Source organism: Cupriavidus sp. 01L45, from assembly GCF_056399885.1.
Window position 1 is genome coordinate 95710 of the sequence record NZ_JBFTSG010000003.1, and the last position, 22762, is coordinate 118471.

At 66.6% G+C, this 22762-nt stretch carries 23 protein-coding genes; 8 read left to right on the plus strand and 15 right to left on the minus strand.

The window, feature by feature from the left end:
* Positions 1–109: 109 nt before the first annotated feature.
* Complete coding sequence (locus tag AC1DT6_RS02895; protein ID WP_152561723.1) at positions 110–1606, minus strand: AMP nucleosidase; 1497 nt, start codon at positions 1604–1606, stop codon at positions 110–112.
* Positions 1607–1778: 172 nt separating this feature from the next.
* Here AC1DT6_RS02895 and AC1DT6_RS02900 point away from each other — a divergent pair, with 172 nt between their 5' ends.
* Both AC1DT6_RS02900 and AC1DT6_RS02905 read left to right on the plus strand, forming a co-directional pair.
* Positions 1779–2168 carry a GNAT family N-acetyltransferase gene (locus tag AC1DT6_RS02900; RefSeq protein WP_035862606.1) on the plus strand — a complete coding sequence of 130 codons (390 nt, stop codon included), beginning with the start codon at positions 1779–1781 and terminating at the stop codon, positions 2166–2168.
* 40 nt (positions 2169–2208) lie between these two features.
* Positions 2209–2643, plus strand: a complete 435-nt coding sequence (locus AC1DT6_RS02905) for an EamA family transporter (RefSeq protein ID WP_035862605.1) — start codon at positions 2209–2211, stop codon at positions 2641–2643.
* 25 nt (positions 2644–2668) lie between these two features.
* Here the strand turns inward: AC1DT6_RS02905 and AC1DT6_RS02910 are convergent, their stop codons facing one another.
* The 4 genes from AC1DT6_RS02910 to AC1DT6_RS02925 form a co-directional block, all read right to left on the minus strand.
* Positions 2669–3256 carry a hypothetical protein gene (locus tag AC1DT6_RS02910; protein WP_441636547.1) on the minus strand — a complete coding sequence of 196 codons (588 nt, stop codon included), beginning with the start codon at positions 3254–3256 and terminating at the stop codon, positions 2669–2671.
* A gap of 251 nt (positions 3257–3507) precedes the next feature.
* Positions 3508–4494: a Bug family tripartite tricarboxylate transporter substrate binding protein gene (locus AC1DT6_RS02915; protein ID WP_441636546.1), complete on the minus strand. Its 987-nt coding sequence runs from the start codon at positions 4492–4494 to the stop codon at positions 3508–3510.
* Between the two features lie 85 nt (positions 4495–4579).
* On the minus strand, positions 4580–4960 hold the full coding sequence (locus tag AC1DT6_RS02920) for an AtuA-related protein (protein WP_441636544.1): 381 nt from the start codon (positions 4958–4960) through the stop codon (positions 4580–4582).
* Positions 4957–6318, minus strand: a complete 1362-nt coding sequence (locus AC1DT6_RS02925; RefSeq protein WP_441636542.1) for an acyclic terpene utilization AtuA family protein — start codon at positions 6316–6318, stop codon at positions 4957–4959. Before AC1DT6_RS02925 ends, AC1DT6_RS02920 begins: the two co-directional genes overlap by 4 nt.
* 163 nt (positions 6319–6481) lie before the next feature.
* Between AC1DT6_RS02925 and AC1DT6_RS02930 the strand changes: the two genes are divergently transcribed.
* Positions 6482–7378, plus strand: a complete 897-nt coding sequence (locus AC1DT6_RS02930) for a LysR family transcriptional regulator (protein WP_441636540.1) — start codon at positions 6482–6484, stop codon at positions 7376–7378.
* 463 nt (positions 7379–7841) lie between these two features.
* Here the strand turns inward: AC1DT6_RS02930 and AC1DT6_RS02935 are convergent, their stop codons facing one another.
* The 8 genes from AC1DT6_RS02935 to AC1DT6_RS02970 form a co-directional block, all read right to left on the minus strand.
* Complete coding sequence (locus AC1DT6_RS02935) at positions 7842–8609, minus strand: SDR family oxidoreductase (protein ID WP_477102849.1); 768 nt, start codon at positions 8607–8609, stop codon at positions 7842–7844.
* Between the two features lie 52 nt (positions 8610–8661).
* Complete coding sequence (locus AC1DT6_RS02940) at positions 8662–9798, minus strand: ABC transporter substrate-binding protein (RefSeq protein WP_441626080.1); 1137 nt, start codon at positions 9796–9798, stop codon at positions 8662–8664.
* A 240-nt stretch (positions 9799–10038) separates the two neighbouring features.
* Positions 10039–10551: a DUF1269 domain-containing protein gene (locus tag AC1DT6_RS02945; protein WP_441626082.1), complete on the minus strand. Its 513-nt coding sequence runs from the start codon at positions 10549–10551 to the stop codon at positions 10039–10041.
* A gap of 244 nt (positions 10552–10795) precedes the next feature.
* The gene (locus tag AC1DT6_RS02950; RefSeq protein ID WP_477102850.1) at positions 10796–12238 is read right to left on the minus strand and encodes an acetate kinase; all 1443 of its coding nucleotides are present in this window, start codon (positions 12236–12238) and stop codon (positions 10796–10798) included.
* Positions 12239–12344: 106 nt separating this feature from the next.
* A complete protein-coding gene (locus AC1DT6_RS02955; protein WP_441626086.1) occupies positions 12345–13586 on the minus strand; it encodes a hypothetical protein in 1242 nt (413 codons plus the stop codon).
* A gap of 10 nt (positions 13587–13596) precedes the next feature.
* Positions 13597–14292, minus strand: a complete 696-nt coding sequence (locus AC1DT6_RS02960; RefSeq protein ID WP_045236394.1) for a C39 family peptidase — start codon at positions 14290–14292, stop codon at positions 13597–13599.
* On the minus strand, positions 14289–14744 hold the full coding sequence (locus AC1DT6_RS02965) for a hypothetical protein (protein ID WP_441626088.1): 456 nt from the start codon (positions 14742–14744) through the stop codon (positions 14289–14291). The genes AC1DT6_RS02960 and AC1DT6_RS02965 overlap by 4 nt, the downstream gene beginning before the upstream one ends.
* Before the next feature lie 198 nt (positions 14745–14942).
* Positions 14943–16451: a hypothetical protein gene (locus AC1DT6_RS02970; protein ID WP_441626090.1), complete on the minus strand. Its 1509-nt coding sequence runs from the start codon at positions 16449–16451 to the stop codon at positions 14943–14945.
* 660 nt (positions 16452–17111) lie between these two features.
* Between AC1DT6_RS02970 and AC1DT6_RS02975 the strand changes: the two genes are divergently transcribed.
* From AC1DT6_RS02975 to AC1DT6_RS02990, 4 genes are read left to right on the plus strand one after another with little or no spacing between them, the layout of a single operon-like run.
* Complete coding sequence (locus AC1DT6_RS02975) at positions 17112–17891, plus strand: GntR family transcriptional regulator (RefSeq protein ID WP_441626092.1); 780 nt, start codon at positions 17112–17114, stop codon at positions 17889–17891.
* Positions 17892–17941: 50 nt separating this feature from the next.
* Complete coding sequence (locus AC1DT6_RS02980; RefSeq protein WP_441626094.1) at positions 17942–18970, plus strand: tripartite tricarboxylate transporter substrate binding protein; 1029 nt, start codon at positions 17942–17944, stop codon at positions 18968–18970.
* Entirely contained in the window at positions 18967–20274 is a 1308-nt protein-coding gene (locus tag AC1DT6_RS02985) for a 3-isopropylmalate dehydratase large subunit (RefSeq protein WP_441626096.1), read from the plus strand. Before AC1DT6_RS02980 ends, AC1DT6_RS02985 begins: the two co-directional genes overlap by 4 nt.
* Positions 20271–20783, plus strand: a complete 513-nt coding sequence (locus AC1DT6_RS02990) for a LeuD/DmdB family oxidoreductase small subunit (RefSeq protein ID WP_441626098.1) — start codon at positions 20271–20273, stop codon at positions 20781–20783. The genes AC1DT6_RS02985 and AC1DT6_RS02990 overlap by 4 nt, the downstream gene beginning before the upstream one ends.
* An 18-nt stretch (positions 20784–20801) precedes the next feature.
* Here AC1DT6_RS02990 and AC1DT6_RS02995 read toward each other — a convergent pair whose 3' ends face one another.
* Positions 20802–21497: a phosphoribosyltransferase gene (locus tag AC1DT6_RS02995; protein ID WP_441626248.1), complete on the minus strand. Its 696-nt coding sequence runs from the start codon at positions 21495–21497 to the stop codon at positions 20802–20804.
* Between the two features lie 563 nt (positions 21498–22060).
* On the opposite strand from AC1DT6_RS02995, the gene AC1DT6_RS03000 reads away from it, so the two are divergent.
* Positions 22061–22243 carry a hypothetical protein gene (locus AC1DT6_RS03000; RefSeq protein ID WP_035875250.1) on the plus strand — a complete coding sequence of 61 codons (183 nt, stop codon included), beginning with the start codon at positions 22061–22063 and terminating at the stop codon, positions 22241–22243.
* A gap of 59 nt (positions 22244–22302) precedes the next feature.
* Here AC1DT6_RS03000 and AC1DT6_RS03005 read toward each other — a convergent pair whose 3' ends face one another.
* Positions 22303–22479, minus strand: a complete 177-nt coding sequence (locus tag AC1DT6_RS03005) for a CsbD family protein (RefSeq protein WP_477102853.1) — start codon at positions 22477–22479, stop codon at positions 22303–22305.
* Positions 22480–22762: the final 283 nt, after the last annotated feature.

Genomic DNA, 22762 nt, shown 5'->3' on the forward strand with positions numbered 1-22762 from the left:
CGCCAGTGCGAACGTACGCCAGCTCGCACGTCGATGAGAGCGCGGCACAAGAAGAAAGGCCCCGCATCACGGGGCCCCCTTGCATTGCAGCTTTCCCGAAGAAGCCCGCCTAGCGGAACGCCGGTTCGTCGAAGCTACGCAGCTTGCGCGAGTGCAATTGTTCGGCACCACCTTCGCGCAGGATACGAATCGCTTCCAGCCCGATCGACATATGCTGGCTCACCCGCTGCCGGTAGAACGCATTCGCCATGCCCCGCAGCTTGAGCTCACCGTGCAGCGGCTTGTCGGACACGCACAGCAGCGTGCCGTATGGCACCCGCAGGCGGAAGCCGTTGGCCGCGACCGTGGCGCTCTCCATGTCGATGGCGATGGCACGTGACTGGTTGAAGCGGGCGTACAGCGCCTTGGACTTCAGCTCCCAGTTGCGGTCGTCGGTGGAAACCACCGTGCCGGTGCGCATGCGGGTTTTCATTTCATTGCCGGACAAGCCCGTCACTCGCACCACGGCCTCCTGCAGCGCGACCTGGATTTCGGCGATGGGAGGTACCGGTACCCACGGCGGCAGGTCATGATCGAGCACGTGATCGTCGCGCACATAGGCGTGCGCCAGCACGTAGTCGCCCAGTTGCTGCGAGCGGCGCAGGCCGCCGCAGTGGCCGACCATCAGCCAGCAGTGCGGACGCAGCACGGCAAGGTGGTCGGTCATGGTCTTGGCGTTGGACGGGCCCACGCCGATATTGACCAGCGTGACACCGAGCTTGTCCTCGCGCACCAGGTGATAGGCGGGCATCTGCGGCAGCGCGCGCGGACGCTGGGCGTCGTCGGGCTCGGCCGCGCCGCGCTCCTGGATCACGTCGCCGGGTTCGACGAAGCGCACGTAGCCATCGGCGCCCTGCGCATCTTCGGCCCCCATCAGCGAGCGGCCGAGCGCGATGAATTCATCGACGTAGCGCTGGTAGTTGGTGAACAGCACGAAGCGCTGGAAGTGCTGTGGCGCGGTGCCGGTGTAGTGGTAGAGACGCTGCAGCGCCAGGTCCACGCGCTCGCCGGGGAACATCGAGAGCGGCCAGGCCTCGCCCGCCACCGGCTCATAGGTACCGTTGGCGATGGCATCGTCGATGCGGCTCAGCTCGGGCAGCACGAAGGAGGCTTCCAGCTCGCGCGCCTGGGTGTAGCTGATGTCCGTGGTGGAGGCTTCGATGACGAAGGGCAGCGGGATCGGGCGCCGGCTCACGCCGACCACCACGGGCACGCGGTGGTAGCGTATCAGGCGCTCGATCTGGTCCCGGTAGTAGTCCGCCAGCAGTTCGGGCCGGGTGACCGTGGTGCCGTACACGCCGGGGTAGGCGACCGTGCCCCAGGATGGGCGGCTGTCGGTGACCATGGTTTCGAGATTGACCGAGATGCCGAGGTAGGGGTAACAGGCATGTGCCGCTGACGGCAGTGGCTGTCCCTTGGCAAAGGCATCGAAGCGCGCGCGGATGGCGCCGACCGAGGCATCGTAGATTTCACGGATGCGGGCCAGCGCGGCATCGGCATCGCTGAACTCGGCCAGCTGATCGGCCGGATGGGCGGAAGAGAAGATCGAGGCATTCATGGTGTCCATGATACCCCGCCACAGCATGGTAGCAACATGGCCTGTCGCAAATTGACGGGCCTGCGCGCGCTCGCTACACTGCCAGCAGTCTTTCGCGGCCTCGGGCCGCACTCGCCTCGAGACGCCCCCCCACAAGAAGGGCAGCGCCGAGTTGCAGTATGTGCTTGCATGGGGAGCCCTGATGGAAATCCGCAATCTGCTGCCAGAAGAAACCGAGGCAGCCAGACAACTCCTTGCGGCCAACGGGTGGGCACACCGGGTCGCCAATACGGAACGCTTCGCCCGCCTGATCGCCAACTCGCAACGGGTGGTGGTGGCGGTGGATAACGGTGAAGTCGTAGGTTTCGCGCGTGCCTTGTGCGACGACATCTCCAACGGCTATCTGTCGATGGTCGCGGTGGCACCGAGCCATCGCCGGCGCGGCATCGGGCGCGCCCTGGTGCGCCAGATCGTCGGCAACGATCCCGACATCACCTGGGTGCTACGCGCCGGACGCTCGTCCGAGGCGGCCTTCTTCGGCCAGCTAGGCTTCGTGCCTTCGCTGGTGGCCATGGAGCGCCGGCGCACCTGAGTGGCGCAAGGCGGCCGCCAAACACCTCACACGCAACGCCATGGCTTCTTCCACCGGTTGGTTTCATTGGGCATTGCTGTCGGCTGTTTTCGCCGCGCTGACGGCGATCTTTGCCAAGATCGGGCTTGAGGGCATTAATTCCGACCTCGCCACCCTGGTGCGCACCGCGGTGATCATCGTGGTGCTGAGCATCTTCGTGGTGCTGACGGGCAAGTGGAGCAACCCGCTCGCGCTGCCGCCCCGGACCTGGATCTTCCTGGTCCTGTCGGGACTGGCCACCGGCGCCTCCTGGGTGTGCTACTTCCGGGCACTGAAGATCGGCGATGCCTCGAAGGTGGCGCCGGTGGACAAGCTCAGCCTGCTGCTGGTGGCGGTGTTCGCCGTGATCTTCCTCGGCGAACGCCCCAGCCTGCGCGAGTGGGCCGGCATCGCTCTGGTGGGCGCCGGCGTGCTGGTGCTCGGGTTCAAGCGCTGAGCGGCGCCCGCGCCGCCCGGATTCCTCACCGGTCCGCGGCGCCGGCACGAAGATACGACAGCACCGGTGCCAGTTGCGGCAGCGCCGGCGCCTGCTGACAGGCGAGTGCACCAGCACACCACGGATAGGGCAGCCGCGCCAGCCAGCCGTCGAGCACGGGTTGCGCGGTGTCGGAGGGCAATACTTCCATGGCCTCGATCACGATGGCGAGGGCTTGCACGCGCGGCTTGCCCGGCCCGGAGAATTCCCATGCGTAGCTGCCGCAGCCCACACGTACGCCGCCGGTGGCCTTGTCGGTCATGCCGACCAGCCAGTCGCAGGCATAGCGCTGCGCATCCGCTGCGGGCTGGGCTTCGGCCAGGCAAAACGTGTAGACATTGTCGTAGCTCTGGCCAAAGCGCCGCACCAGCACATCGCTGATGGCGGCCAGGCCTTCGCTGCGCGCGGGGAAGGCGATGGCCGCGGACTTGACCGTCATCTCCAGCGTGGCATCGGCGGCGAAGGCCTGCGCCATCAGGTGGGGACGGTTTTCGTCCTTGGCGCGGATATAGGTGCGGATCAGCGCCTGGGGGTCGAGGGAGCCGGGAAGTCCCGAAGCGGCGGTTGCGTTCATGCTGTGCCTTGCGTACGTCCGCGCATGGCCGTGGGCCGGGGCGTGGCGAAAGTTGAGTGGGTGCCGGCATGGTAGCCCGTCTGTGGCGCCCGGGGCGCTGCGGCCCTGCCGCCAGCAAGGTTGACCTAGGGCGCGCCCCGCCCCATCCAACACATCCGATGCGCAGCGCCTAGCCCGGCAAGCTGCCGTATGCGGTTGGCTGCCAGGCCATGCCGTGCAGGTGGATCGCACGGCAAGGCGGCACGCATGGCTTACTCGGGCTGGATGTTCGCGGCCTTGATGATGCGGCCCCACTTGGCCGATTCCTGCGTCTGGAACCTCGCCAGTTCCGCCGGCGTGCTGGTGAACACTTCAGTACCGGTGGACTGGTAGAAATTGGCCGCGGTGTCACTCCTGGCGGCCTTTACCATCAGCGCGTTGAGCTTGTCCACCACCGGCTGCGGCGTTTTGGCCGGCGCGTAGGCGGCGAACCAGTAGCTCATCTCATAACCCTTGACGCCCGCCTCGTCGATGGTCGGCACATTGGGCGCAAGCGGCGAGCGGGTCTTGCCCGACACGCCCAGCGCCTTGAGCTTGCCGCTCTTGACCTGGGGTAGTCCGGTGGCGGTATCGGTGATCATCATCTGGATCTGGTTGCCCAGCAGATCCGTGACCGCGAGCGGATTGCTCTTGTAGGGCACGTGCAGCAATTGCACATGCGCCATCTGCTGGAACAGCTCGCCCGCGATACGCGAGGACGAGCTGCCGCTGCCGAAACTGAGCTTGCCCGGCTCCTTCCTGGCCAGCGCGATGAAGTCTCCCACGCTATTGACCGGCAACTGCGGGTTGACCACCATGATCTGGCCGCCACGGCCCAGTGCTGTCACCGGAACGTAGTCCTTGACCGGATCGTAAGGCAGCTTCTTGAACAGGTGCTCGTTGGCCGCATGCGTAGTGTTGCTGGTGATCAGCACGGTATAGCCGTCGGGGCTGGCCTTGGCCACGTCGCTGGCGGCGATAAAGCCGTTGGCGCCGGGCTTGTTGTCGACCACCACCGTTACCTTGGCATCCAGCGTGATGGCCTGGCCGATCGCGCGGGCTAGCTGGTCCGTCGCGCTGCCGGCGGCGAAAGGCACCACGAAGCGGATCGGCTTGTCCGGGAACTCCGCGTGCGCCGGGCCGGCCAGCAGCACGAGCGCGGCGGCGGCGATGCCGGTGACCGCCTTCAGGACGGAAGCGGGCTTGGTGTATGCGGACATCTTGGGTCTCCTGTTCGAATCTCGAATCGTTTTGATTTGTGATACGTGGTTTGTGGTTTGTCGCTTGCGGTCTGGATCCGGCGTTTCAGCCGGCGCCGGCCAGGCGCGGGGGCAAGGGAATTTCCAGTTGCAGCAGCAGGAAGGACAGCGCCTTGCCGTGCGTGTCCAGGTTGAGTGCATCGTTGACGCCGCCGTCGAGCACGCCGTCGATGACGAAGTTCATCGCCTGCAGCGAGGGCACCAGGTAGCGTCTGACCGCAGACGGCCGCCGGTAGCTGAACAGTGCCGCCACGGCGTCTTCGGTGACATGGGCGGCGAGATGGTCGAAGTCGCGCGGGTCGTAGGCGATCACGCTGATATTGGAGCGATCGCCCTTGTCGCCCGTGCGTCCGTGCGCAAGCTGATAAAGCGCGATGGTGGCTGCAGCGGCAGCCGGCGTGGCGGTATTGGAGGTGGTGGCGTTCATGGCAGCAGAGTGTGGCTTGCGGTGACGGCGCTGCGCGGCACCAGGCAGGACATGGCATTCAGGCGCGCGCGCAGCGCGGTGCGCACGCCACCGCCGCCGGCGGGTCCGCAGGTATAGAGCGCATTGACCTCGCGCAGCAGCGTTTCCGCCACGGACTTGTCCTCATGCGCCAGCGCGGCGCGCAGACGCACGTCCCGCGCCTGCGCCTCGCCGGCTTGCGGCTGTTGCAGCAGGCGGCCGCCATCGTCGGCGAACACGCTCAGCACGCCGATCAGGTCGAAGCGGATCGGCGCCGCGTGGCCCAGCAGGTCCATGCGCTTGCGCACGATCTCCGCAGCCAGGCGCGCGCGCGCCGCGGCGTTGGGGCCGGCGTACGAAATCTCGCCTTCGGCGATCCAGCCGCCTTCGTAGAACAGGTTGGCCTTGAGTTGTCCGGGCCGCTCGCGGCCGCGCACATTGCGCACGGCCACGCGGTCGGGGCCGACCTGCTCGACCGTGGCCGCGCTGATATCGGCGATCACGTCGGGCGTGAGATAGGCGGCAGGGTCATGCACCTCGTACAGCAACTGTTCCTTGACCGTGCGCAGGTCCACGCAGCCGCCGGTATCCGCCGCCTTGCCCACCTCGATATTGCCGTCTTCATCCAGGCGCACGATGGGATAGCCGACGGCGTGCACATCCGGCACGTCCTTCATGCCGGGATCGGCGAAATAGCCGCCGGTGACTTGCGCCCCGCATTCGAGCAGGTGGCCTGCCATGGTGGCGCGCGCCAGGCGATCCCAGTCCTGCCATGACCAGCCGAAATGCGCCATGGCCGGGCCGACCGCCAGGGCGGGATCGGCCACGCGGCCGCACACCACCACCTGCGCGCCGGCGGCCAGCGCATCGGCAATGCCCTGCGCCCCGATGTAGGCGTTGGCGCAAACGAAGCGCGCCTCGGGAAAATCAGGGCCGACGATCTGGCGCAGGACGGCGCGGCCGGCCTCGTGCGAAAGATCGTCGCCCTCCACCACCGCCACCCGCGGCGGCGCCAGGCCAAGCTCCGCCGCCAGTGCGCCCACGCGCTGCGCGGCGGCATGCGGATTGGCCGCGCCGAAATTGCCGACGATGGGAATGCCATTGGCCAGGCACAGCCCCAGCACGGGCGCCAGCAGCGCGTCGAGCAGCGGTTCATAGCCATGGGCGGGGTTGCCGCGGCGCGCCAGCTGGGCCAGCGCCAGCGTGCGCTCGGCCAGCGTCTCGAACATCAGCACGGCCGGACCGCCCGCTGCGATCAGGGACCGCACCACGGGCAGGGCGGCGTCGGTGCGGTCGCCGGAGAAGCCGGCGCCTGAGCCAATCAGCAGAGGAGCGGTCATAGGATGGAAGCCCGTTGATGGCCTGAGAAAAGCTTGGGTGATGAAGAAGTACGAGCCCCGATGAGCACGTCCGATGAAGTCATTCTAGACGTGTCATCCTCAACTAAAAAATGGATAATTTGGATTAATCTATCGTTTTTTCAGCTGAATTGGGCGCCTGCCAATGAACCTCTCGGTCAAACACCTGCGCGCCTTCGTGGCCTTGGTCACGCACCGCAACTTCACGCGCGCCGCGCAGGCCTGCCACCTGTCGCAATCGGCCTTCAGCGCACTTATCCAGACGCTGGAGGAACAGGCCGGTACGCGGCTGTTCGAGCGCACCACGCGGCATGTGGAACTGAGCGTGGAAGGCCGGCGCTTCGAGGAAGTGGCCACGCGCCTGCTGGCGGATTTCGAGACCGCCTTCGCGGAACTGCGCGACCACGCCGAACGCCGCAAGGGGCGGGTTTCGATTGCAGCGCTGCCCTCATTGGCCGCGGGCGACCTGCCGCCGATCCTCGCGGCCTTCCACCAGCGCTATCCCGGCATTGCCATCGAGCTGTTCGACCTGCTGGCGGACGGCTGCATCGACCTGGTACGGCGAGGCCGCGCGGACTTCGCGCTGGCGCCCGCCCCGGCGCAGGACGGCGACCTGCGCATCGAGCCCCTGGTGACGGACAGCTTCCACCTGGTTTGCCCGGCGGACCATCCGCTGGCGCGCCGCCGGCGGGTGGCCCCGCAAGCGCTTGCGGGCCTGCCCTTTATCCAGCTCTCGCGTACCAGCAGCGTGCGCCAGCACCTGGACGCCGCGCTCCATCCGCTCAAGCTTAACGGGGTGATGGAAGTAGAACACCTCGCCACCGTAGCCGCACTGGTAGCGGCGGGGCTCGGCGTGACGGTGGTGCCCGCGCTGGCGCTGTTCCAGTTCCAGCAAGAAAGCCTGGCGATCCGGCCCCTGCAATTACCCTCCCTGGTACGCGAGATATGCCTGGTGCGGCTGAAAGAGAGAGGAGACTCGGTAGCGGCAGCGGCGATGATTGAAGCCTTGCAAGCGCATTTCAGGAAAGGCGGAAGCGGCTAGGCTGCAGCGACGATGCTCTAACGGCAACAGCCTGGCCAAGACCAAAGGCGAATGTGGAACTCGCGCCTGACAAGCAAAGCCTGACGGACCGAAGCAACGCAGAGAAAAGCGCCACCGCCAGATCAACGACCTGGTGTAGCCGTGTGGAGCGCCCCCAAGGGCGGGCCGCACCAACCCGCGATGCGAAGCGAGCCGTCAAGGTGTACCAGGCCGTATGGGGCGCCTCGTCGGCAGGCAAAAAGAGCGGAAAAGAGGGACCCATGTTTGAGTATCGCCTTAAGGCGATGCGAGTTTGGGTCCCGGCCGCTCTTTTTGTCTGCCGACGAGGGGGGGTCGCCCCATCCGGCGCGCCTTCTTTGCCTACTTTCTTGGCAAGACAAGAAAGTAGGTCGCCCCCCGCAGGGGGGTGAAACCGCCTTTGACTTTTAAGCCTTTGAAGTTGAAGTTGAAGTTAAGGCATCCATCAAAAATGCGCCAAATACCCCCCATCCACCGCCAACACATGCCCAGTAACATAAGAAGCCGCCGGCGAAGCCAAAAACACCGCCGCCCCCGCCACCTCCTCCGGCTGCCCCCACCTCCCCAACGCAGTCCTCTGCCGCAACCACTCGGCAACGCTAGCGTCATCGACCATAGGCTGATTAGGTTCGGTAGCAAAATACCCCGGCGCAATGGCATTGACAGTCACACCATCCCGCCCGAGATCCGCCGCCATTGCCCGGGTAAGCGCATCCAGCCCCCCCTTGGTAGCGGGATAGAGCACGTCATTGGCACGCGCCACCTGCCCCGCGATCGAGCTGACATTGACAATGCGTCCATAGCCGCCGCGCCGCATCAGTTGCGCGGCGTGCCGGCACAAGGCATACGGCGCCACCAGGTTGGTCTCCAGCATCTCGCGCAGATCCGCCGCGTCCAGATGCGCCATATTGCTGCGCTTGCGCGCGCCGGCGTTGTTGACCAGGATATCGAGGCGGCCGTGCACGGCGTCGACGTGGGCAAAGGCAGCGTCGACCGCCGCTTCGTCGGTAATGTCTAGCACCAGTGGCTCGGCGCTGCCGCCGTGCCGGGCGAGCTCGGCCGCGGCGGCATGCACGCGCTCGGCATTGCGCGCCGCAACGATCACGTGCGCGCCGGCTTGCGAAAGGGCGGCGGCAATCGCCAGGCCCAGGCCTTGCGCGCCGCCGGTGACCAGCGCCACGCGGCCTTGCAGGGAAAAAAGTGAGGTAGCCATCCGGCGACTATACCGCAGCGCGCCGGCGGGGCGCTGCGGCCGGACCCTTCGCTCAGCGGATCAGTTTGCCCGTCGACGACACGATCGACATCTCCACGAATGACGACCCGGTATGCCGCGTCGGGCTATAGCTGATCAGGATCCCGCCCAGGTCAAAGTCGCGCAGGCTCTCCAGCGCGCCGACCAGCCGCTCGCGGGTCAGATCCGGCCCCGCGCGACGCAAGCCCTCCACCAGCACCTTGGCCGACATAAAGCCCTCCATGCCGGCATTGCTGGGCTCCACGCCTTGCTGCCGGGCCTGGCTGCGATATTCGCTGGCAATGCTCATCTGGCTGGAATTGGTGCCCGGCACCACCTGCGTGATGATCAGCCCGCGCGCGTCCTCGCCCAGCTCCTTGATGAAGGAATCGGCCGCGTTGTTGGACAGCGTGACGAACTGCGCCTGGCTGCCGCCGCGGCGCAGTTCCTTGATCAGGCGCGCGGCCTCGGAGCCTGAGCCGATCACCAGCACGGCCTGCGGATTCGCCTTGTTGATGGCGGTGACGCCAGCCTGGATATCGCCCATTGGGCGGGCAAACGAGGCGCTTGCGGCAGGCTGTACGCCGCGCGCCTGCAGCGCGGTGCTGAAGCCCTCGAACACGTCCTGGCCAAAGCCGTCATTGGCGTAGAAGATGGCGATGCGGGTCATGCCCGTGGTGGCAAGATGGTTGATCGCGCGGGCGACTTCATCCTGGTATTTGGCGCGCACGTTGAATACGTAGCGGCTGACCGGACGATGCAGCGTGATGGCGCCGGTAAGCGGTGCCACCAGCGGCACCTTCTCGGCCTGGATGATGGGCAGGATGCTTTCGTTCTGCGGCGTGCCGCGCACCATGAAGAGCGCGAACACCTTGTCCTCCTGGACCAGCTTGCGCACATTGTCGGGGGTGCGCTTGGCATCGAAGCCGTCGTCGTAGGTCACCAGCTCGATCCGGCGGCCTCCCACGCCGCCGTTGGCGTTGACCGTCTTCAGGTAGACCTGCGCCCCGGCGATCTGCTCCTTGACCGAGCCCGCCACCGGCCCTGTCACGCCGGCCGACTGCCCGATCCGGATCGCGGTCTTGCTGACCCCCGGCTCCGCCTGCGCCACCGGCGCGCCCAATCCCAGCGCCGCGGCCAGCAGGCCGCACGCGATCCATTTTGTTTTCATCTCCGACCCCTCGTTCGCTTACGAATCTTTTGCTTTGTCATGCGCGCCACGAATGGGCGCGGCGACAAGCAAATTACCTCAAAGCGGCGCCATTCTGCAAATCGCTGTTGCAAAAGTCATCACAGCGGCATCGAACGGCAGCTCGGGAAGGAATCGGGTATGGCAGGGAAAAGCAGGGTCGGAGCGCACAAGGGCAGGCGGCCCGCAGGCCGCCATGCCCCCGCATTGGCCGGTCCCCGTTCAGGGGAAGGCGGGTATGGCCGGGTCCATCCCGGCGAAGCGGGCTTCCGGATGGGACTGTTGCAGCAGCGCTTCGATTTCCTCAACGCGGCCACGCGGTACGTCCACCATCAGCAGGATCTTGCCTTCCTCAATGTCTTTCTCGAAGGTCTTGTGCCGGCTGTTGGGCGCTGAGCAGCCGATCATGCTGGACGCCCAGGCGCCGAACACCGCGCCGAGCACTGCCAGCACACCGACCAGGCCCCATTGCGGGGTCTCGCTGACGATGGGAAACAGGGCGACCAGTGCCCCGGCCACGATGCCGATGCCGCCGCCAACCATCAGGCCCATTTCCGCAGCATGCACGATGTCGGAAGTCTGGAACAGGTTGGCTTCATGCAGGCCAGTCATATCGGCGCCATCGCGCGCGATGAAGTGGATATGACTGTTCTCGACGCGAGCCAGCAGCAGATCGTCCATGGTGCGGCGGGCGCTCGCCAGATCGGGCAACAACCAGAAGATGCGTTTGCGCATGACTCTCTCCTCGCTTCAGGCCGTTTCGCGGCCATTTCGGGTCATCCCGGCAGCGGTGTGCATGCGGAGTCGCCTTCACGCAGTCACGGAAAACATGGAGGTGGAGGTGCATCCGTATCCGCCCAGGGGACGGGGTAACTCATTTGTACGCCAGTCGCGCGGCAAGCGCAAGGCGATGACCACGGCATGCCTACCGCGCATCACGTGGCGTCTCATCCGTCGAATTCGCGCATGTCACCAGCCCTCAGAAAGTGATTGGCAGGCGCACCGTGACCTGCAGATCCGGGGTATCGCGCGTCAGTCCCGCGCCGACCGATACATTCAGCGTATAGCGGCTGTTGAAGCGATACGAATAACCCACCAGCAAGGTGCCCTGCGTGATGCGCACCGAGCCGGGCACGGTCTGGCCATTTTGCTTGGTCGGCCAGATGATGCTCTGGTCGTAGCCGATACTGAACGACGCATGCTCGTTGAGCGACAGGCCCATGCCGAAGTTAAAGCCAAAGATATCGCCCGGCGCGATCTTGCCGAGATTCTCCTGCTGCCCGTTGAGCACGGTGCGGCTGACATTGTCCCGCGCGAAGTTGTGCAGGTAGCTGAAGGTACCGAAGAACACCGCCGGATCCGTGGGCAGCAGCCACGTAATGCCCGGCTGTATCGCCTGGAAGCCGGTGCCGGTGGGCAGCCCGAGCGGCAAGCCCGTGCCGGTTGTATTGCCCACGCAACGTGTCACGCAGTCGGTCACGACGTCGAAGGGGCTTTTGCCGGTATTGGACTTGTAGCGCAGCCAGCCGATGAAGTACGGCATTTTCTCGTTGCCGTAGTTGAGCTGGTAGCGCACGGTGGCTTCCACGTCGCCCAGGCCCTGGCCACTGGCATTAAAGACGTTGTCGACCGCTGTGCCGGTAAAGACTTCGCGGCTGATGGTGGAGCCCGAGGTCTGCACGTAGGGCACCTTGACCTCGAGTTCGAGCCGCTTGGTCACGCCATAGCGCAGCGCAGCCTGCTCGATATAGGTTGAGGTCTTGACCTCGCGGACATCGATCAGCCCGATCAGGATGGCGGGAATGATCGTGTAGCCGACCAGCGCCACACGGTTGTTCGACGAATAGCCATACTGAAAGCTCGGCTCGAGCACGAACTTGCCCGCGGGCGTGAGTACGCCAGGCTGGTCGAAAATCGGTGCAATCGCAGGTGGAGCGGTGTCGGCCTCGGGCGGTTTGCCCACCGGCTGCTCGTCGCCGGCCTGCGCAACCTGGCTGTCGGCTGCTGGCTGTGCCGGCGTTGCGCCTTGCTGCGCCTGCGTGGCGCCTTCCTGCGGCACATTGGCGGTATTAGGCAGGGCTTGCGTGCCTGCCGCGCCGGCGGCGGCCGCCGCGGCATTGGTGGCGGTGTCGCCGGGTGTCACGCCGCCGGTGCCTGGCGCGCGCTGGCCGCCGCGCTTTCTCGCCAGCACTTCGGGACCCAGCACACTGCGCAACTCGCGGATGGTGGCCTCTTGTTCCGCCATTGCCCGCTTCATCTGCTCCAGTGTCGCGGCCTGCTCTGTCACCTCGCGCTTGAGCGCATCCAGCTTCGCCGCCGTTGGTCCCTCGTCAGGCGGGGTCTGGCCGTGTGCCATCCCGCCCAGCAACAGCAATGTCGAGCACCCTGCCTGCCGGATGCCGCGCAGCGACTTTTTATTCATTTCGCCTTCCTCCCCCGGACGGCGGACTGCTTCGTACAGGAGTCCGCAACCTGCTTAACGCATACTGCCCCTCTCGTTGCACGTACTACCAATCGCCTGCAGGTATTCAGTGCCGGCTCGCGGCACTCTGCAATGCACTGTTCAATGCTGAATTAGCCACCTGGGCGCGGAATGCCTGCAGGGTGTTCACGCCTGCATTGATGGTCACCAGGTTCTGGATCGACTGGTTGTTCAGCGAGTTTTGAATCACCGTGGCAGGTGTGCCTGCCAGCATGCTGGAGGCGACGCTATTGCCCGGCCCGTTTTGTATCAGGCTTAGTGCGCCGTTGGTTGTCACCACGGCGCCACCCGCCGCTATCGCCGTGGCAGGCAGGCTGGTCACCGATGCGCCCGGACTGCCGGTCGCGCTGGCGCTGGTGCCTGTACTGCTACTGCTGCTTCCCGTGCTGCTGCTGCCATTCGCGCCGGTCGCGGTTACCGGGTTGCCGGCCAGCGCGTTGTTCACGGCTGCGCTGGCCATGGCCGCCGCACCTGCAGCCCCACCGAGCGCCGTGGCCAGGCGGCTGGCCTGGTCGGCGGTGATGCGGCTCACATCGGGAATAGTAAGGCTGGTTGCCACCACCAGGGCACCGTTGATGTACACGGCGCGTTCGATACCGAACGAAACTTGCAAGCCGGCGCCCACGTCGAACCCGCCACGCAAATCGTCAAGCCGCTCTTGCGCGACCGGCTTCCAACTCGCCATGGTGCTGCGCGCGGCATGTGTGGGCGATGTTCCGACAGCCGCCAGCGTCACGGCAGGCGTTGCCGGGGCAGCGGCGCCGGCTGCATCTGGCGACTGGCTCGCGGCGGCGAAACCGCCCCGCAGGTCTTCCAGCCGTTCCGACGCTACCGGCTTCGGCGCGCCCGCGCTGCTGCGTACCGCAAGCCGGCGAGGCGCGCTGGCGGCGGCCAGGACGGGATTGCCGGTTTCGGCCTGCCGCTCCACCGGCGGCGCCAAGTCGGCAGCATCGGGGGCATCGGCCGCGCCGAGGGTGGCGCGGCCATCTGCCGGACGGTCAGCCGGCTCCGCCACGGCGAGGGGGTCTTGCGAGACCGGCGTCCGGCCGGCCATGCTGCCAAGTGCCGCAGCCAGGTAAGGGTTGTGGGTTTCCGCCTGCATTGCGGGCGGTGCCGTGAAGCCGGCAGGGTCGGTCGCACCGAGCGTGCCGAGCGCCTCGATCCCCGTGCCTTCGTCGGCCCGCACCGGCCCGGCGCAGGCAAGGCCCGCGCCGAGCAACATGACGGCAGTGGCCGAACCGGCGCTACTGCGGCGATGCTGCGCGGACTTTGAGGATGTCTGGAACATGGTACGTTCCTTAGAAGTCGCTACCGCCATGCGAAGGCATGACGGTGAAGAACAGACTATCCCGGTTGATACCCATCGAATAAGGGCCGCTCGGCGCTACACGCCAGTCGGCCGCCAGGTTGAAGCGAGCGGATTCCTCGCGGTTGTGGATGACGAACAGCAACTGGCTGTCCCAGATCCGCTCAAAGTGCTCACGCGACAGCGCGCGCGTGCCAAGCGCCGGGTCGCCGACCAGCACACGGTCGCCGTGCACCCCCTTGACCACGACAAAATGGTGATACCCGTTCTCCACCACCAGTACGATGGCGGGGATCTGGGTTTCCTCCAGCTTGGACAGGGGCAATTCATAGCCATCGGCAAGAAAGCCGCGCGACTCCAGGAAGCGCTTCATGTCCAGCAGCGAGAACCCCTCCTGCCGGATCTTGGCCTGGTCGCCGTTGACATACATGTTCTGGAACACCGTCTGCTCACTGACCGGAAAGCCATACTGGTAAGTGAGCAGCGTTGCTACCGCGGCAGAGCCGCAACTGAAGTCGTATTGCTGGCGGATGGTGGTCTTGTACCGTGCCTCCTTGAGGCTGGTCACCCGCACGTTGTAGTAGTTTCCGCCATCGCCTGGCACGTATATGTAGTCGGCCCACGCCACGGACACGCCGGCCGAAGCCAGCAAGAGCGTAGCCTGCAGAAGCAGCTTTCGCAGCATCATGGCTTGAACTGGATATTGACGATGGTAGCGTTCTGGATCAGCACGTTGGCGCCCGAGTTCTGGATGACAGTGGGCAGACCCGCGGCGCTGGCGAAAGAGCCTTCGGCAATGCTGTTGGAGCCGCTGATCATGCGGTTCACGCTGTTATCCGCCACGGTGCCGCCGAGGCGCATGTCGTTGACCACCAGTTCGGATCCGCCGCGGATACCTTCGAGCTTGTCGCTGGCGACGGGTTTGCCGAGATCGGCAAAGATGCCGCGCCGAGCGCCACCCACCACGGCAGCGGGAGTCTGATCCGGCGCCGCCGCGCTGGTGTTCATGGCGGTTCCGGTGTTGGCCGCAGGCACTGCGGCTGATGGCCCGGCGGGCTGCGGCCCGGCAAAGGCTTGCAGGCCAGGCCAGACCAGGATTGCTGTCGTGACCAGGGTGACAGCGGAGCGGACCGATCGCATGTTGGTGTCTCCTTCAGCCTCTTGCGTGCCGTCCCCATCCAGACGATCACACCGGAAGCGAGTGGACGCTTCGTCGAATGGGCACCCCGGCAGCGCACGATGCGCCGGGATGCCCTGAGTTGCCGGAGTCAAGCTGTGCCGGCGGGACGTGCGCGCGGGCCATCCACCCGCAGCGCACGCCACCACCACGCACGCGCCTTACTTGCCGACCGCCAGGTTGGCCTGGACGTTGACGCTTTGTTGCACCAGCGAAGCGAAGCCGCTGTTTTGGTTGGCGATCATGATGCCCGCTGCCGACTGACCGACGCTGGTCATGGTGTTGGACATATTGAAGGTGCCAGCATCGACGTAGTTGGTGCCGCCGGCGCCGCCAGCTCCACCCACTGCGCCATTGCCGGTACCGCCAGTGCCGCCATTGCCCACGCCGCCAGCGCCACCGGCGCCGGAAGCCGCGCCAACCGCGCCAGCGCCTGCCGTTGCGCTGCCGTTGGTGGCCTGGGTGGTAGCACTGCCGTTGGCTGCGCTGCCGCCGCCGCCGCCGCTACCGGCCAGGCTGGTTTGGGTACCACCCGCGCCACCCGTGCCGGTGCCTGCGCCGCCGGAAGCCGTTGCCGCGCCGCCTGTGCCCGCACCACCTGCACCGCCAAGCCCGGTACCGGCACCGCCGGTCGGGCTGGATGCGCCGGATGTCGCCGCACCGCCTGCACCGCCGGTCGCGGTACCTGCGCCTGCCGTGGCTGTGGTCGTGCCGCCAGTGCCGGCACCGCCTGCACCTGCCGTGCTACTGCCACCGCCGCCACCGGCGCCAAAGCCCCAGCGGCCACCGTTGCCGCCGCTGCCGGCAGCCGATCCGCTGCTGCCGCCCTTGCCGGCACTCAGGCTGCCGGCGCTACCGCCGGCGGCACCTGCGCTGCCGCCCTTGCCGGAGCCTGCGAGGCTGGCACCCAGCGAGTCGCCGCCGGAGCCCTTGGCACTGCCGCCGCGGGCACCCACGCCGACGCTGGCGCTAAGCGCATCGCCGCCAGAGCCCTTGCCGTTGCCGCCGTCTCCGGCCCAGCCGATGGCCTTGCCGCCATTGCCGCCGTCACCAGCATTGGCGCTGCCGTTGCTGGCAGCACCCGCGGTGGCGCTACCGTTGCTAGCGGAACCGCCGCTACCGCCGCTGCCGCCGTTGCCGCTGTTGCCACCGTTGCCGCCAGAGCCACCGTAGCCGGCGCCGCCATGACCGGAACCGCCCTTGCCACCGGCGCCGCCATTGGCGTTACCGTTGTTGGTGGCGACATTGCCGATGTTGCCAATCGAAATGCCGCTCACCGAGCCCGAGAGCTTGCTGATGGCAATTGCCTTGCTGGTATTGAAGGAGTTGGTGAAAGCGGCGTTGGCCGTGCCGCCGTTGTTCGCGCCGGCATTGCCATAGCCTTCATCGAAAGTGACCCGGCCCCGGTTATCGGCGTTGTTCTTGGTTGTGGTATTGGTGGTGTTCCTGGTAGAAGTTTTGGTGGATGTCCTCGAGTGATAGCTGTTGTCTTGCGAGGCCGATGAGTTTTCGTTCGCCGCCGCGCCGCCGCCGGACTGGGTGGAAGTTGCAGTGGCTGTCTGCGTGGTACTGCGCGTTTCCTCGCCATTGTTGTTCGTCGGGTTAGCCATCGCCTGACCGCCTGCCCCAAGGGCCAAAGCAATCGCCGACGCAAGTAAGGTCTTTTTCATACAAAGCTCCCAGGAGAATTTCACAGCGGCTCAGCCTCTCGCCAGCGCTCGGGGAGAACGATGGCTGGAGGCCCGGGTCCGGCACTCGGCCAAACCAGCCTCTCTTTCCGCATAATCGGTGCCAGGCAAATGTCTCAAACTTGTAAACCCTTGCAATACAAGGGCTACAAAGGCATGCCCTCAACCTTTATCTGGCTTGCAGAGGACGCGCGGCGGTGCCGCCGCTGTGAACCGCACACGACATGTCACATGGCTGTGACAAGGCCCGACGCGCTACATGGCAGAGAGTTCCCCATGGCAGCGAAAACTCCGCCTGCTATCAGGCCTTTAGCGCGGTTCCCAAGGAAAACCCTAGGTTGCCCATGCTGTATCACGAGTGAAACACACGTCCCGCCGGTGCACTGGTCGTCGCTCGTCGCCACGTTCCCTACTTCGGATGAGACGCTGCGTGATAGCCCCGCGCGTCCGCCCCGGCGCGGTGGAAAGAAGACATTGCGAGGGATCAACACGCCGAATGCTGCATATCCGCTGCATGCACGCAACGCCCCAGGGCCATTCGGGGATCGAATAACGCACAACTGGCGACATGACTAGGCTCTATGTCTGATTTAAAGTACATTAAGGCTATCTGAGACTTGTCACCTATTCGCAAGGGAAACCATGAGTGAAGCCGTCGTTCCCCTGTATCACCAGATTTACGTGGTACTACGCCAACAGATTGTGGAAGGCCGTTTCGGTCAAGGCCCTTTGCCGGGCGAAATCGACCTCGCCAAGCAGTTTCACGCATCGCGCGTGACCATGCGCCGCGTCTTCGACCGCCTGGTGCAGGAAGGCCTGGTACGCCGCCATCGCGGCCTAGGCACATTCGTCAATCCGCACCCGATCAAGCCGGTTACGGTCGGCGACCGCCCCGGCAGCCTGCTCGACAACATCATCGACATGGGGCAGAAAACCTCGGTCAAGGTGATATCGATCGACGACGTCCACGCCACCCCGGAAGTCGCCGACGCGCTCGGGCTGCAACCAGGCGACCCGGTGGTCAAGGTGGTGCGCGTGCGCCACTATGGCAGCCGCCCGCTATCGCATATCACCACCTATCTTCCGGCCGACCTGGGGCGCGGCCTCAATCGCAAGGATCTCGAAAGCACGCCGATGCTGCGCCTGCTCGAAGGCTCGGGCGTGCAGCTGGGGCGCGCCAGCCAGACGCTGTCGGCCCGGCTGGCCGACGTGGTGGTAGCGCCATTGCTTGACGTGCCCGTGGGCGGCGCGCTGCTGGCGGTGCGCCGCGTGGTGCTGGACAAGGCTGGCCGCCCGGTGCAGTTCCTGCTCGGCCAATACCGGCCGGACCGCTATGAATACCGCATGGAGCTCTCCCCCGCGGGCGGCGACAGCGCCAATGTCTGGGTGGAAAGCGAAGCGCGAACAGGGCTGCGCGAGTAAGAAAAGCGAGCGATACTGCACGCTCACGATCTTTCCAGAAGGAAACCGCGATGCCTGCTCCCAGCACGGGCCGACCTTTCTCCCATGCGCTTGCCACCCCCTCGCGCCGCAAGGCGATGTACGGCCTGCTTGGCGCCGCCGTCAGTGTTGCGCTGCTAGCGCACGCGCCGGTAGCGCGCGCCGAGATCGCCGGCGGCAAACCCATCCGCATCCTGGTGGGGGCGCCCGCCGGGGGCACCACGGATACGCTGGCGCGCACCATCGCCCAGGAGATGTCCCGCGAACTGGATCAGTCCGTGGTGGTGGAGAATCGCCCGGGTGCGGGCGGCAATATCGCCGCCGACCAGGTGGCCAAGAGCGCGCCCGACGGCACCACCCTGCTGATGAGCTTCACCAGCCACACCATCAACGCCACGCTGTACAAGAAGCTGCCCTTCGACCCGATCCAGGATTTCACGCCGATCACGATGGTGGCCACCGTCCCGAGCGTACTGGTGGCCACGCCCAGCCTGCCTGCCAACAACATCCCGGAACTGATCCAGCTGGCCAGGAGCAAACCCGGCAAGCTGAACTTTGCGATCGGCTCGGTGGGTTCGTCGGTTCACCTGGCTGGCGACATGTTCAAGATGATGACTGGCACCTATATCGTCAACATTCCTTACAAGGGCACCGCGCCCGCCATCACCGACCTGCTATCTGGCCATGTCGACCTGATGTTCGCAAGTACCTTCAATGTGCTGCCGCATGTCAAGACCGGCAAGCTCAAGGTGCTGGGCGTGACCAGCGCCGCGCCGCTGCCGCAGTTCCCCGGCGTGGCGCCGATCGGTGCCACCGTCAAGGGATTCGAGTCGAGCGCCTGGTTTGGCCTGTTCGGCCCCGCCGGCCTTACGCCCGACGTGCTGCAGGCGCTTTACCAGGCCGCCCGCAAGGGTCTCGACACACCCGCGGTGCGCAAGCGCCTGGAGACCGACGGCGCGCAGCCGGTCGGCAATCCGCCGGAAGCCTTTGCCGCCTTCGTGCGCAATGACGTGAAGCACTGGGCCAAGGTGGTCAAATATTCGGGAGCCACGCCGGAATGAAGCCGCTAGCCGGGCCCGCCCACGCACCCGCCACGCTGGCGCAGAAGCTGGTTGCGCGGGCTGCCGGGCTCGATGCGGTCACGCCGGGCACGGTGGTGACATGCCGGGTCGACCTTGCCATGTCGCACGATTCGAGCGGCCCGCGCCGGGTGGCGCCGCTGCTGCGCGAGCTGGGGGCGAAGGTCTGGGATCCGGAGCGCTATGTCATAGTGACCGACCACTACCTGCCCGCGGCCGATCCCGAGGCCGAGGCGATCGTCCGCTTCACCCGCGACTGGGTGGGCGAGGCGCGCCTTCCCCATTTCATCGACGGCGAGGGCATCTGCCACGTGGTGCTGCCTGAGCATGGCCACGTGCTGCCGGGACGCTTCATCGTGGGCGGCGACAGCCATAGCCCGACCGGCGGCGCCTTCGGTGCCTATATGTTCGGCATTGGCGCCACCGAGATGGCGGGCGTGGTGGCCACGGGCGAGATCTGGCTGCGCGTGCCGCACACTATCCGCCTGCAATGGGACGGCAAGCTTGGCGACGGCGTCTGCGCCAAGGACATCATGCTGTTCCTGTGCGGCCAGCTTGGACTCGACGGCGGCCGCTACGAGGCGATCGAATACACCGGCACGGCCGTGGCGGCGCTGCCCATGCAGGAGCGCATGACGCTGACCAATATGAGTGCGGAACTCGGCGCGCAGACCGGCCTGATCGCACCGGATGCCACCACGATGGCCTGGCTGGCGGAAGCGGGGGTGCCCGCCGCCACGCTCGACGCCATCGCGCTTGCGCACTGGCGCACCGAGCCCGGAGCCGCCGTGCTGGCCAGCCACCGCTTCGACGCGGCCGCGCTGGAGCCGCAGGTGGCCGCGCCGCATTCGCCGGCCAACACCGGCCCCGTCGGCCAGGCTGCCGGACAGCCCGTGGACATCGCCTACCTGGGCGCTTGCACCGGCGCCAAACTGGAAGACATGCGCATGGCCGCCAGCGTGCTGCGTGGCCGGCGCGTGGCGCCCGGCGTGAGCCTGCAACTGGCGCCCGCCTCGCTGCGCGACCAGCGCCAGGCCGAGCGCGAGGGCACGCTGGCCATCCTGCTGGATGCCGGTGCGCAATTGCTGCCCAATGCATGCAACGCGTGCGCGGGCTATGGCCCGTCCCGCTTCCCGGCCAACAGCCGCGCCATTGCCTCCACCGCGCGCAATTTTGCCGGCCGCATGGGCGACAGCGGCAGCGCGGTCTGGCTGGCTTCGCCGCTGACCGTGGCGGCATCCGCCGTCACCGGCAGCATCTCCGACCCGCGAGCATTGTTGCCATGAGTCCGGTACCCGTCCCGCCCCTGCCCGGTGGCCGCATCTGGCGCTTTGGCGACAACGTCGATACCGACCAGATGGCGCCCGGTATCCATATGAAGGGGGGCGTCAAGGAGATCGCCCGTCATTGCCTGGCCGGGCTGCGTCCCGAGTTTCCGGCCATGGCGCGCCCCGGCGACCTGCTGGTGGCCGGGCGCAATTTCGGCGTGGGTTCCTCGCGCGAGCAGGCGCCGCAGGCGCTGCGCGAGCTTGGCCTGGCCGCGGTGATCGCGCCGTCCTTTGCCGGCCTGTTCTACCGCAATGCCATCAACCTCGGCCTGCCGGTGCTGACCTGCCCCGACACCACGCGGCTGGTGGATGGAGGGCTGGCGCGGCTCGAGCTGGACGGGGCTTGCCTGCTGCTGCCCGACGGCAGCCGCGTGGCGTGCGAACCGATTCCCGATTTCCTGCGTACCCTGCTGCGGGCCGGCGGGCTGGTGCCGCACCTGAAGGCCAGGCTGGCGGCGCAGCGTTGAGCCGCCGGCGGCCCGGGTTCACGCCGGGCGCCCGCAGGCGCACTGGCGCAGCAAGGCCATGACTTCCTCATCCGTGGTCTGGCGGAAATCCAGGTAGAAAGCGCTCACGGCGCCAAAGCTGGCCGGCACGTTCAGGCAGACCACCTGGTCCGCCGCCGCGCGCAGGCTGTCCAGGCCTTCCTCCGAGGCAACCGGCACCGCGGCCACCACCTGCTTCGCGCCCGCGCGGCGCACACCTTCCAGCGCTGCGCGCATGGTCGCGCCGGTGGCCACGCCATCGTCCACCACGATCACGGTATGGCCGGCCAGGGCAGGCACGCTCGCGCCGCCGCGATAGCGTTGCTGCCGGCGCGCGATCTCGTCGAGCTGGCGCCCGCGCTCGGCGTCGAAGGTGCCGCTATCGAGGGCGCGTCGTGTCCAGCGGTCGTCGTTGGCCACGGTATATGGAGCGTTACCGGCGGCGTCGCCCTCCACCACGGCACCCAGTGCCAGTTCCGGGTAGCCGGGCGCGCCGATCTTGCGCACCAGCAGGATATCGAGCCGCCCTTCCAGGATGAGAGCCACCTCGAAGGCGACAGGCACGCCGCCGCGCGGCAGGGCCAGCACCAGCGGCGGCTCGCACTGCGCGGCGGCGCCAAATCCGAGCCCCGCCAGGTGCCGGCCAAGGAAGATCCCGGCTTCGCGGCGATCGGCAAAGCATGGCGGCAACGGCATAACGCTGGACATGGCTGGCTCCTGCAGTGAGTCGGTCGGGCCGGGTTGCGGCAGGCCAGTGCCGTGGCAACGCTACCCGCGGCGCACGGCTTCGGGGCAGCGCGGCAGTGGCGTGCCCTAGCCAAATATAGACGGAGAAGGCGGGCGAATCGAGGTGTCCGGCGAGGTGTCCAGCGATACCGCGCACGACGCTGACATCGCCCCGGGTGCGGCCTGGCGTCCGCCTTGGCGGCGAAGGGCGAGGAGCGCACCTTTGCCTCGGCAAACAATCGCAGCACGGGGAAACGGCGCGTGGGACGGAAAAGGCACCACGGTCACATCACGGACGCCGCGAAGGCGCGCCACGTGATGCCAGCGTCCCCGCTGGCCCGTGGGAGGGTGCGATTGGGCGCGATTCCGCAACAGTGTATTTTGCCGGGCCTGGATTTTCTTTCGCGCGCATCTGGATAAGATGGCTCGCAACGATGGCAGCCAGCCGGCTCGCCATTTCACCAGCGCCAGCCATGCCGGTTGTTTACCGCGCGGCGCGACAGTCAGGACAGCCAGGATCAGCGAGAACGCACATGAGCACGCACCACAAATCCAGTCACGAAACCCAACGCACGGATCACGCCGCCACGGATGCGAGCAGTCTTGGCCTCGACATCCCTTTCGGCTCGCTTGATGCCGCGGCGCTGGCCGAACTGCCATATACCTTCCGCCCGGCCGGCACCTTCACGCGCTACTACAACGAGTGTTTTAGTTAAGCCCGGCTGTGCCCCGGGCCGGGCGACCTGCCCGGCCCGGCAGGCGCGGACTCCCGGTATCAGCGGGTACGCTTGGCATCTTCCTTGGCGTCACCGTAAGCGGCCTGCGTCTTGCCGGCTATCTGCTGCGCCTTGCCCTTGACCTCGGTAGTGGCGCTGCCCGTCACCTTTCCGGCGACCTCCTTCATCTTGCCCTTGGCTTCCTCGATACGGCCCTTCACTTGATCCTTGTTCATTGTCGGCTCCGGTTAGCGACGATACGGGATTAAGCCGCCCCCAGGCATCGGACTAAGGCTGGCTGCCGTGCCCGCGCCGCGTCCACATGCATGGACCAGGGGGCGCTGGTACCAGCTTAGGCAACCGCAGCCCCGTCGCCTGTCAGGCGGTGGCTGTATGCCATGTAGGACGAGTGCCCATCCATCAGGCAATCGCCTGGAAATGAAAAGAGGGAAGAGGAAAGAGGAAAAGAGCGCCTCGCGTTGCGACGCGAGGCACTGGCCGGCAAGGGGATTCCGGCAG